The 11248-nt window shown below is 38.8% G+C and carries 8 protein-coding genes; 4 read left to right on the top strand and 4 right to left on the bottom strand.

The window, feature by feature from the left end; all coding sequences use genetic code 11:
- Positions 1–425 precede the first annotated feature (425 nt).
- Positions 426–2120 carry a B12-binding domain-containing radical SAM protein gene (locus tag DWY55_RS21175; RefSeq protein ID WP_008664938.1) on the top strand — a complete coding sequence of 565 codons (1695 nt, stop codon included), beginning with the start codon at positions 426–428 and terminating at the stop codon, positions 2118–2120.
- 61 nt (positions 2121–2181) lie between these two features.
- On the opposite strand, the gene DWY55_RS21170 is transcribed toward DWY55_RS21175, so the two are convergent.
- Together DWY55_RS21170 and DWY55_RS21165 are read right to left on the bottom strand one after the other, a co-directional pair.
- On the bottom strand, positions 2182–3684 hold the full coding sequence (locus DWY55_RS21170) for a glutamine synthetase family protein (protein ID WP_005832480.1): 1503 nt from the start codon (positions 3682–3684) through the stop codon (positions 2182–2184).
- A 141-nt stretch (positions 3685–3825) separates the two neighbouring features.
- Entirely contained in the window at positions 3826–4827 is a 1002-nt protein-coding gene (locus tag DWY55_RS21165) for a beta-ketoacyl-ACP synthase III (protein ID WP_008664940.1), read from the bottom strand.
- A 306-nt stretch (positions 4828–5133) separates the two neighbouring features.
- Here DWY55_RS21165 and DWY55_RS21160 point away from each other — a divergent pair, with 306 nt between their 5' ends.
- Positions 5134–7047 (top strand): LruC domain-containing protein, encoded by a 1914-nt coding sequence (locus tag DWY55_RS21160; protein WP_005831574.1) that lies wholly within the window; start codon positions 5134–5136, stop codon positions 7045–7047.
- A 38-nt stretch (positions 7048–7085) separates the two neighbouring features.
- Here DWY55_RS21160 and DWY55_RS21155 read toward each other — a convergent pair whose 3' ends face one another.
- Complete coding sequence (locus tag DWY55_RS21155) at positions 7086–7718, bottom strand: helix-turn-helix domain-containing protein (protein ID WP_120178376.1); 633 nt, start codon at positions 7716–7718, stop codon at positions 7086–7088.
- A gap of 41 nt (positions 7719–7759) precedes the next feature.
- The gene (locus tag DWY55_RS21150; protein ID WP_005831578.1) at positions 7760–8635 is read right to left on the bottom strand and encodes a helix-turn-helix domain-containing protein; all 876 of its coding nucleotides are present in this window, start codon (positions 8633–8635) and stop codon (positions 7760–7762) included.
- 560 nt (positions 8636–9195) lie between these two features.
- Between DWY55_RS21150 and DWY55_RS21145 the strand changes: the two genes are divergently transcribed.
- Positions 9196–10311 carry a hypothetical protein gene (locus DWY55_RS21145; protein ID WP_008664991.1) on the top strand — a complete coding sequence of 372 codons (1116 nt, stop codon included), beginning with the start codon at positions 9196–9198 and terminating at the stop codon, positions 10309–10311.
- A gap of 1 nt (position 10312) precedes the next feature.
- Entirely contained in the window at positions 10313–11134 is an 822-nt protein-coding gene (locus DWY55_RS21140) for a response regulator transcription factor (RefSeq protein WP_120172956.1), read from the top strand.
- Positions 11135–11248 lie beyond the last annotated feature (114 nt).

Below are 11248 nucleotides of genomic sequence, written 5' to 3'. Positions count from 1 at the left end.
GAGACAAAGATAATAATTTATAAATTTACCCCTCAGGTTTTTACATTGACCCGTAAAAAATTGTAGGGATACTCCTCACAGAGTATCCCTACATCATAGGAAGGAATCAATTACCTAAACCAGTCCTTGTACAAAAGAGTTTACTTTCTCAAAATGTTCAAAATAGCTGGAAACTTATTCCGATATTTTGCATTCTGTATCAATCACACTTAATAGTACTTCCTTCCTTACTTTATCAAGCCAGTGATAAGACAACCCGTTATCACCTTATAGAAATAAGAATACAAAAAGAATATTTCATCTTTCAAAAAACATTCTATACCAATAACTCTACTATTTTCGATTTCCGACATGCAAATATAACCCTTTTTGTTTATACGAAAAGCAAAATCAGTTATCTTTGCAAAGATGAAATTCAATCAAATATGAAAATTCTCTGGATAGACCTCAATAGCTCGTATGCACACTCTTCGTTGGCACTCCCTGCACTGCACGCACAAATAGCAAAAAACAATTCCGTAAAATGGGAAATCGTATCTGCCACCATCAATGAAAACGTAGGAATGATTGTCGACGAAATATACCGGCACCAACCCGACATCATTGCCGCAACAACATGGTTGTTCAACCACGAACAACTGTTGCACATAACAGCGAGATTAAAAGCATTGCTTCCCAATAGCTGCTTCATCTTGGGCGGACCTGAATTCTTAGGAAACAATGAAGACTTTCTGCATAAAAACCCTTTCATCGACTGCGTATTCAGGGGAGAGGGAGAAGAAGCATTCCCCCAATGGCTGTCTTGCTGGAACCAGCCGGAAAAATGGAACAGTATTCCGGGACTCTGCTATATGAATCCTCAAAAGCAATATATAGACAACGGCATAGCCCGTGTACTTAACTTTTCCCGGCTCGTACCACCGGAAAACAGCAGTTTCTTCAATTGGAGCAAACCATTCGTACAACTGGAGACTACCCGAGGCTGTTTCAACACATGCGCATTCTGCGTCAGCGGTGAAGAAAAACCGGTGCGCACACTGTCCATTGAAAGTATCCGTGAACGCCTTCAAATTATCCACAGTCATGGAATAAAAAACGTACGCGTCCTCGACCGGACCTTTAATTATAATCCGCGCCGTGCTAAAGAATTACTGCAACTTTTCCTGGAATTCAACCCGGACATATGCTTTCACTTAGAAATACACCCTGCACTATTATCCGAAGAGCTGAAAAATGAATTGAAAAAGCTACCTAAAGGATTGCTCCATCTCGAGGCCGGTATTCAAAGCCTGCGCGAACCGGTCCTCCAGAAAAGCCGTCGGATGGGAAGCCTGGAGGACTCACTGCAAGGTCTTCGTTTCCTATGTTCCCTACCCAATATGGAAACACACGCCGACCTCATTGCCGGCTTGCCTCTATACCGCCTATCCGAAATATTTGAAGATGTGCGTACACTTGCCGGATACAATGCCGGCGAGATACAGCTTGAATCCCTGAAGTTACTTCCCGGCACAGAAATGAGAAGAAGAGCGGAAGAACTAGGCATCCGATATTCTCCTCTCCCCCCTTATGAAGTGCTTCAAACAAATGAAATCAGTGTCAACGAGCTTCAAACAGCCCGGCAACTGTCACGTCTTCTGGATGGATTCTATAACACAACTGCTTGGCAAGCCATCACCCGCAAGCTGATTCTGGATGACAACGACTTCCTACGTCGCTTTCTGGAATTTTTAATCGATAAAAATCTTATAGACCAGCCCATGAGCCTGGAAAAGCGAGGCCTCGTACTCTATGAATTCTGCAGTATGCATTATCCGGCCTATAAAATCATGGTCACCATTGCCTGGATAGAGGCAGGCATGTCATTAAAGAAAAAACCAGCAGAGAAAGTCAAGACCAAGCGCCAGATGCCACCGGAATATTGGGAAGTCATCTATGGAAACTACAAAGAAAGCCTCCGCTTATGTTTTCTACCCATTGACGACAATACCCAAAATGGTTATTGGTTCGGCTTCGAATCGGAAATACAAAAAGCAGAACCAGTATTCAAAGCCAAAGAAATAATGGAGAGGTGTCAAAATACACAATCACCGCAGATTAACACAGATAAAAGTTCTTGATTATCAGAAATTCTATAGCAATCTGTGTAACCTGCGGTGAGTTATGCCCTCATTTCTTCTCCTATCCGCAGTGGAAATACTTCTCGACCAGTTTCAGCATCTCCTCCGGACTGTCTTGTATCTCTGCACGCAAGGTTCTATCCTCGTAAGAACGCAGTTTGGAAATAACCCCATCAACCATTGCAGGACTGAACACATGATATTGCTCAAAGACAGCACGCTGTCTTTCCAAACAATCGGCAGAAGCGGCACAACTATCAGGAAGCTGTTCCAGTTGTTTCAACTTATCTTCATTTTCTTTCTTGTGGATATTTACATTGACATATGTTTTTTCTGCAATTCCTAAAGCATCGTCTATCTCAAATCCATAACGGCAAGCTACAGCAAGTCCGGCAATCAATTGATACAAATCGGCCGAACCGTCAGGCGAACGCATTTCCACCGTCTGTTTCTGTGTAGTATCATAATGACTTGGGGTCTCCAACGGATTTGCCAACATGCACATATCCGTTTTTGCCGACCAGCCCAACGGAACGCGTACCAATACCGAACGGTTGCGGTCGCCCCAGCAAATGTTGGTCGGTGCTTCCTGATGAGGAACCAGACGAAAATAGGAAGTAGGATTTGTATTACCGAAAGCCGTAATGGAAGAAGCCAGCTTCATCATGCCCGCAATGGCCTTACGGGCTGTTTCAGAAAGTGCCCCATCTTTCAGCATCTGGTTCTGCCCGTCCTTCATGATACGCATATGTATATGTAATCCGGAACCGGCTTTTCCTGCCGTGATTTTCGGTGCAAAAGTAATGTTATATCCATACTGGCTAGCCAGATTACGAATAACCCATTTTGCTATCACCAGTTGGTCAGCAGCCTCCTCGGCACGCACCGGCAGGAACTCTATTTCATTCTGCTCATAAATCTTATCGTCCAGCGTAAAATTACCGACTTCAGAATGCCCATACTTTATCTGTCCGCCTGCCTGCGCAATATATGACATACATTCCGTACGGAAATCATTGAACTTGGCATAAGGGGCCGATTCGTGATAACCACGCTGGTCGGTAGCCGGGAACAATCCGTCATTTTCAGAAATGACATAATATTCCAATTCTCCCATAGCCTGAAATTCCATCCCCGTAACCGTAGTGAATGCCTGACATGCCTTACGCAGGGTATATTCCGGAGAACTTTCCAGCGGTTCACCATCCTTATTGAAATAAGAACAGAGCATTGACAGTGTGGGCAATTCAGAAAAAGGGTCTATAAAAGCGGTCCGGAAACGCGGCACTACATACAAATCACTGCTACCGGCCTCTATAAACGGAAACAAGCTGGAACCATCTACGCGTTCACCACATGTAAGTATGGCATCAAGGTATGCTTCATTATTGATGACAAAGTTCAGTGTCTTCAGTCGCCCGTCTGCCGCAGGATACATGAAGTTCACCATACGAATGTCATTCTCCTTTATATAGGAAACAATGTCTGCTTTCGTAAATTCGGAAGCCGGTTTTTGAAGGGCAGCCACCAATAAATTGGGGCTCATGGATAATTCCTGGTTCATAATACGCTGGTTGTTTTTAGTTTTCTATATGGTTAACAAAACACATGCAATTTTTTGTCACAATAAAAAACTGCTGTTTCGCAAAGATACTAAAAGTTGTATCAGAAAAGAAACAAACAACCTAAATCTTATCAGAGAGCCTCAACCTTTTCCGTCGTATCCCCACTTCACGTAAATAGCCCCCCAAGCAAATCCTGCTCCGAATGCTGTAAAAATCAGTTTATCCCCCTTTTTCAGCTTATCCTCGAAATCCCATACACACAATGGAAGCGTGCCGGCACTTGTATTTCCATACCGTTCTATATTGACCATTACCTTTTCGGGAGATACTCCCAAACGTTGCGAAACTGCAGTAATTATACGCATGTTTGCCTGATGGGGAATCACCCAGTCAATGTCCTCCTTCGCCAAGTGATTCCTCTCCATGACCGCCTCACAAGCATCTGCCATATTGGCCACAGCATATTTAAAGACTGTACGTCCTTCCTGATAAATATAATGCATCCGATTGTCCAGTGTATAGTAAGATGGAGCACATACGGAGCCTCCCGCTTTGATATGTAAAAAGGGCAGACCTTTCCCGTCTGTTCTCAATACGGCATCCATTACTCCCATATCCTCCCGGGTGGGTTCCAGCATGAAAGCGGCAGCACCGTCACCAAAAATCGGACAAGTGGCACGATCGGTATAATCAATCACCGACGACATTTTATCAGCCCCTACTACAATGACCTTCTTGTATTTTCCCGAACGGATAAAATTGGCTCCAGTTTCCAATGCATACAAAAAGCCACTACAAACAGCCTGCATATCAAAAGCAAAAGCATTCTTAAGCTTTACTCTCTCACATAATATGGATGCTGTTGAAGGAAAATGATAATCGGCCGTTGTAGTGGCCACAATCACCAAATCAATATCATCAGGATTAGATTTTGTACGTTGCATTAATTGTTTTACAGCTTTACGGGCCATAAACGAAGTCCCCAATCCTTCTTCGTGCAAGATACGTCTTTCCTTTATACCGATACGCCCCATTATCCACTCATCTGTCGTATCTACCATTTTGGATATTTCTTCATTGGTCAGAATATAGTCAGGAACATACCCTCCCACTCCCGTAATTACTGCATTTATTTTCTCCATTAATTCTATCTAGTTTAGTATTGGAATCGGCTCAAAGATAATATTCTTAAAACGCCGAGCGCAAATATACTGAAAAGAGGGTAAAATCCAATAAAGGAAGAACAAAAAGACACTCCCGACAAACTATCACATGGATATACAAAAAAAATCAACTGTCCTTTTTCTATCATTCTTTTGTCAATTTTGTATCAATGAGTTTGAGCAATACAGACTAAATTTGCATAATAAAATGTATCGGGTATTTAAAGAGCAAGTAACTAATCAAAAATACATACAAATAAAATTAACATAACATTTTTATATCTTATGAAACAAAACCGCTTAATTAGCATTGGAGCTTTCATTTTAGTGCTTGCACTTTCAGGCCTTATGACAGGTTGTATGGAGAAAGACGTATACGACCCGAATCGTGAAAAAGAACCTCTTCCTGACCCGGATAAATATTTCGGCTTTGAGATGCGCAGTGATGTCCGGCTTTCTGTCAACTATGACATTTACGGGTTTACTCCTTTGATAGAAATTTACGGTGAAAATCCGATGGAAACAGTGGAAGGTACGCCGATAAAGAAAGAGGGTATAGAAGCCTTGTTCAAAACCTATACCGACAACAGCGGTAAGTATGAGGGAAAAATGCAGCTTCCTACCTATCTTAATAAAGTTTATTTATATACTGCGACATGGGGATTGCCGGGATGCATAGAACTTGAAATTAAAGACAATGCTGTCATTTTTGACATGTCGGCAAAATCAAATCCTAAAACAAAGTCTGTCACTCGCGCTTCGTCTGATGTACCTTATTTAGTAAACAAATCCCAAAATCTATACTCACTGTGCTATTGGGGAGAAGGAGGTCAGCTGAACAGCCAATATATGACAAAGGAAAAAAATATTGGTAATGAAAGTATTTTGGATTTGACAGACCGGATGAAAACATTCTTCAATAAAGGAGGACAAGACAATTCAAAATTACTTGGTAATGGAAAAACTATCAATATTTCGATAAAGGAGGACAACACCGCATTGAATCTCATTTTTCTCAATCGAAGTGCAAGTTATAACAATACTTTCGGATATTATTTTTATAAAACCGGAACGTCCGTCGATGTAGACCAAGTGAGGAAATACATTATATTCCCCAATGTGTCTTTTGACTGGTATGGCGGCCAAATATTGATTTTAGAATCCGGGAATAAAGTTCGTCTGCTTTACTTCGATGAAGACGGCCAAGCCCATGATACATTCCCAGCAGGATATACAGTAGGCTGGTTTCTTTATGCCGACGGTTTTAAGAACGGTTATGGAAATAATTTAGAAGATTATCTTAAATTGCCTGATTTATATAATCCATACAATTCAAATCTTCGCACTTCCAATCCCCAAAACAACATGTCGGCCTTTGTCTCTGTTAAAGACCAAAAAAGCGGCAAGACGATTCTTGGAGCAGAAGATGGTGTAAATCAAAGCTACTGTGACCTTTTATTTTATGTAGATGCTACTCCGGGAAGTTCTATTGACGATCCTGAAAGGCCGTCTATTCCCGATGAAGGTGATAAAGAAGAACCCAAACCCGATGAAGATGAAAATGTTACCGGCACACTGGCATTCGAAGATATTTGGCCTTCCGGTGGCGATTATGACATGAATGACGTAATTGTAGAATACGAACGCAAAGTCTATTTCGACAAAAAGAATATAGTAACGAAGATCGTTGACGAATTCACTCCGGTACATGATGGCGCTACATATGTTAACGCATTTGCCTATCAGATAGATGCAGCACAAATTGGCGATAAAATCACTTTGCCGGAAGGTGCAATATTGGAAAAAGAGACTTCGTCCATTATCGTAATGTCCAATGCCAAACAGAATATAGGCAATAAATATGTAGTCACCAGAGAATTCAACGGTTCTTTCCTAAAGAATCAGCTATTGTCCTATAATCCATACATCATCGTAAAATATTCACAAGGAGAACAGAATCGCACAGAGGTTCATCTGCCCAAACACAAAGCTACAGCTTATGCCAATCAGTCATTGATTGGCAGCAATGATGATGCTTACTATATCGACCGTAAAGGAGCATATCCATTTGCTATCGATATACCGATGCTAGGGTTTACCCCGGTAACAGAAAGGAACAGAATTGACAGCCAATATCCCGGTTTTGCTACATGGGCAAAATCAATGGGAAATGACTGTAAGGATTGGTATAAAAAATAACAGAACAAAAGACAATGAATCATGTGTGGAGTGCCCCCTTATTCGGACGCTCCACCTGTTTTTTTTTGAATTATTGCATATTGACTTGGAGAAATATTATATTCTGCCATGAAACACCTGGAAAAATAAGAAGGATTGGAATAGCCTACCATATACATTACTTCCGATACAGTGAATCTGCCTTGTAATAAAAGTGTAGCGGCTCTTATCATCCTAACACGCCGAATAAGGCTTACTGGAGTAACCCCCGTCAACTGTTTAATCTTTCGATACAACAGTTTTCGATTCATTCCCAACAGTTGACAGAGCATAGCAACATTAAACTCTGTATTTTCCATATGCTCTTCCAACACTGAAACAAGCTTGTTAAGCCAAATTCGTTTCAATTCCAGTTGTCTGTTTTCCAATGGTTTGCATGAATCCATTTTCTCCAATTTTAATATTCCTTCTAAGATCTGTTTGGCTTGTAGTGAGTCCATACCAACTTGATTGTGCAAAGCCTGCAGTTCATTTTTATCTGGTAAAGACACAATAATATTAATTAAGACTCCAGTATCATTTTCCTCACATCTTATGTCAACCTGGCCTTGATATAGATTAACAAATTTGGGAATTAAATGTAACCCCACAAGAGCGATTATTTCATCTATTATTTTAAGATATTCTTTCATATCTTTCTTGCCTTTTGGTATAAGTACAAATTATCCAAATATCAGACAAACATTCTCTCACGGTATTCTGACGGAGTAGTGCCTGTATGCTTACGAAAAAAACGTGTCATCGTAGAATTCGATTGAAAATTAGTTCGTGAAACCACTTCCTTTATTTCAAGATTGGAGTCTTTCAATAAGACTTTTATCTCAAGTATGGTATATTCCACAATCCACTCTTTAGCCGAACGACCAGTATTATCTGTTATTAACATTGTCAGATATTTAGGTGAGATACACATCTTATCTGCATAAAATGCCACATCACGACTTATAGTATGATACTCTATAACCAAATAAAAGAATTCAAAAACCTGCTTCTCTTTACGTACAAACTTCACGGAAGCCATAGCCTTGGGGTTACTCTTATAGCCCACATACAAGTCCCAATAATAAACCCTCAATAAATACATCACCGATTCCCTCCTAAGAAAGGCACAAGATAAATCTACACGGCATGACAATATATGACAGAAATGAACAAAGCGCTTATACTCTTCTTCACTGAGCGGAGAGCTATAATATTTCCTCATATAGAAAAAATAGTCAAGTGTAAGCCTACCCAGCCCATTAATGGTATCCATAAACAATTTCTTTGGTACTTTAAAGAAAATAACGGCAAAGTCTGTACTGATTTCGGTTATACTTGCCAACTGATAAGGAAAAATAGTTATCAAATCATTCTTCACAACCCTGCGTTTATTAGAAAACACATTAAAAAGAGCAGAGCCTCCGGTACAAACTCCATTTATCCCTTCTTCTAGATATGTCGGAATCCCGTCAAGAGGCAAATCAATTACCTTTGTATAAATATTGAACTCCTCTAAATCAAACACACCACTTGAAAAAGGCCTATTATCTTTTGTAGCTTTTACCATATTTGTTTTAAATATTATGCTAAGTTACAAAAAAAAATCATTTTTAGATTATTTGTTCTAAAATTGCACATATATACTGAAGTTCAGTCAAAACTAAAGTATAAATTCTTATTCTATAAAGGGCTAAATAATATCCGATAGGGCAGAGATAATGGAATAAAAAAAGTCCCACAAATCGTTGAATTTATGAGACTTACCTATTCATTATCCAGTTAGTTCAGCGGAGAGACAGGGTTATGAACCGACTCCCCAATATCCTTGAAATTCAATTTCTTATCATCATGTCAAAGCCTTAGGGGGTACAACTTAGGTTACAAGAATAACGCTTTTCTGTCACCTTTTGGCTGTTCGTTGTCTGCCTAAAACTACGGTTCAAAGATACGGCTTTCTTTTGATAAATGCAAATCATTGAAAATAAATATTCTGCGGTTAGTGCAAGGTGCAAGCTATATATAGATATATACTTGCACCTTGCACTAAAAATACTCAAAATATTCTAGTCTTGATATTATTATCTTAAATTTGTATCCAAATATATCATAATTAAAGAGAAAAGCCTTATGAATAAATTACATATTATTACTAATAGAATATCTACAGCAATAACTCAACAACCAAGTTTGAAAAAAAATATCATTAAGGATTTTAAGTTTCTATTTTATCGTCACAATAGAGTTATATTGTTTTTAGTAAAGCATTTTCCTAACAATTCATTCTTTCGCTGGATAATAAAACTTAACACCGAAATTTGTTTATATTACTATTTTAAAAAGATATTACCTTTACCTCATTATCAAACAATATTAGATGAAGAATATAACATTATTTGCAAAACATTGGATAGCTTGAAAATTATCATTCCAATAGATGGAATTAATGATGTTTCAGGATGGAGTATTGTAAATGCAGACTATGCATCATGGTTTGGTATGGATAAACGAATTTCTATTACATCGGGAACTTGTTATTTTGCGCATGTCTTTTGCAGATGTTTGCAGCCTTTTATAATAGAGCAACAAACTAATTCCAATTTATGGAATATAATTAGATGGAGAATGCATCGACAATTTAGAAGAACGACAATTGGACTACTTACTAATAATCATGCAAAAGCATTTAGCTTTTTTAATCTAATCCCTGAAGACGAGTCTCTGTTATCAGGAATTGAAATATTTATAATTCTTCATGAAATGGGACATGCTTATATTGATAGTATAGAAGAACTCGTATGGCCTTTCAGCAAAAAACCTTCTCCTAATATTAGAAATAAAATGAAAAATGATGAAGAAATTGTGGCTGATATTTTTGCAGTACACGTATTGTATCATATTTACCTAACAGATAAAAATCAGATGTTATTACTTTTTGCACCTATTTTCTTTTTTCTTATTTATTCTTGGTTAGAAGAGGCAAATTTGATTCCGACTCCTAATAACCATCCTATAAATAGTAATAGATGTTCCTATCTAATGGAAGAAGTTCAATATTTACATCCGGAAAACGAGTATCAAATATATATAGACCTATTAAATAAGGTCTGGATAAAAAACAAGAAAAAGATATGTCGACAAGTCAATAATATACATGGAAATTACAATAAATACACTGATATATTGGAAAATGTGAGCAAGCGCATGAAAAATATATTAGACTCAATTAGTGATAAAGATTTGTAAAATGATTCAAGATGAGTTCAAGTTTTACAAACCTTGTAAGTTACTGCAACCTTACGTCAGGTATTATTGGGTATTCAAGAGCAATCGACCGCTAGATGCCTTTACTTATCCTATCGGTTGCCCTCAAATCATTTTCCATAAGCAAGCACCGTTATATATCCCTGAATTGAATGTTACACAAGACAAACTGACTGTCAGCGGACAAGTTAATTTTTCATCCCATTTGTATGCTGACGGCAATACAGAAATGATAGTGATTGTATTCCACCCTCACGCTATGAGTATATTTCTGAACATACCGACTTCACACTTTTATAATCAAGAAGTGCCCGGTTACAGCCTTGAAAACAAAAGTTTGAATGAACTGGCTACACGAATATTCGACTGTGAGAATAATTCTATTTGCATAAGCTATATAGAAAAATGGCTGTTGTCACAAATCGCCGATAATTTAGCTGATACCACATACAGAATTAAAAGAATAGATGCCGCCATACAGCGAATATATATCACTCCGCAAATCTCTGTAAACGAGTTATCTTCCATTGCCTGCCTGAGCAAAAAGCAGTTTGAGCGGTTGTTTCATTCATTTGTAGGCATCAATCCTAAAGAATATACCCGTATCGTTCGCTTCCAAAAGGCTTTGGCGCAGATGCAGCATCAAGCGGGCAAAGAAATCAATCAGGCACAAATAGCATACGCCAGCGGTTATGCCGACCAGTCGCACTTTATCCGGGAGTTCAAGAAGTTCTGCGGATATACGCCCATGTCTTTGCTGAAAGTATCAAATCCTTATTCCGATTTGTTCACCAATCCCGTATAAATGTCCCGTTTGTTCTATCCGGGGTCAAACACTTCTCCTACTTTTGCTACCTAATTTGGAAAATCCAGTGTAAGCTGCCCCCTAAAACCAAGCGATTCTGCCCCCTTGTGCTAA

The organism is Bacteroides sp. AF25-38AC (genome assembly GCF_003602995.1).
Classification (GTDB): domain Bacteria; phylum Bacteroidota; class Bacteroidia; order Bacteroidales; family Bacteroidaceae; genus Bacteroides; species Bacteroides uniformis.
The sequence above is the reverse complement of the archived record's forward strand: the minus strand, read 5'-3'. Positions and strand labels throughout refer to the sequence as shown.

Coding starts and splice junctions, on each gene's coding strand:
- DWY55_RS21170 (WP_005832480.1), bottom strand. CDS start 3,684: ATGAACCAGGAATTATCCATGAGCCCCAATTTATTGGTGGCTGCCCTT.
- DWY55_RS21155 (WP_120178376.1), bottom strand. CDS start 7,718: ATGAAAGAATATCTTAAAATAATAGATGAAATAATCGCTCTTGTGGGG.
- DWY55_RS21140 (WP_120172956.1), top strand. CDS start 10,313: ATGATTCAAGATGAGTTCAAGTTTTACAAACCTTGTAAGTTACTGCAA.
- DWY55_RS21145 (WP_008664991.1), top strand. CDS start 9,196: ATGAATAAATTACATATTATTACTAATAGAATATCTACAGCAATAACT.
- DWY55_RS21150 (WP_005831578.1), bottom strand. CDS start 8,635: ATGGTAAAAGCTACAAAAGATAATAGGCCTTTTTCAAGTGGTGTGTTT.
- DWY55_RS21160 (WP_005831574.1), top strand. CDS start 5,134: ATGAAACAAAACCGCTTAATTAGCATTGGAGCTTTCATTTTAGTGCTT.
- DWY55_RS21165 (WP_008664940.1), bottom strand. CDS start 4,827: ATGGAGAAAATAAATGCAGTAATTACGGGAGTGGGAGGGTATGTTCCT.
- DWY55_RS21175 (WP_008664938.1), top strand. CDS start 426: ATGAAAATTCTCTGGATAGACCTCAATAGCTCGTATGCACACTCTTCG.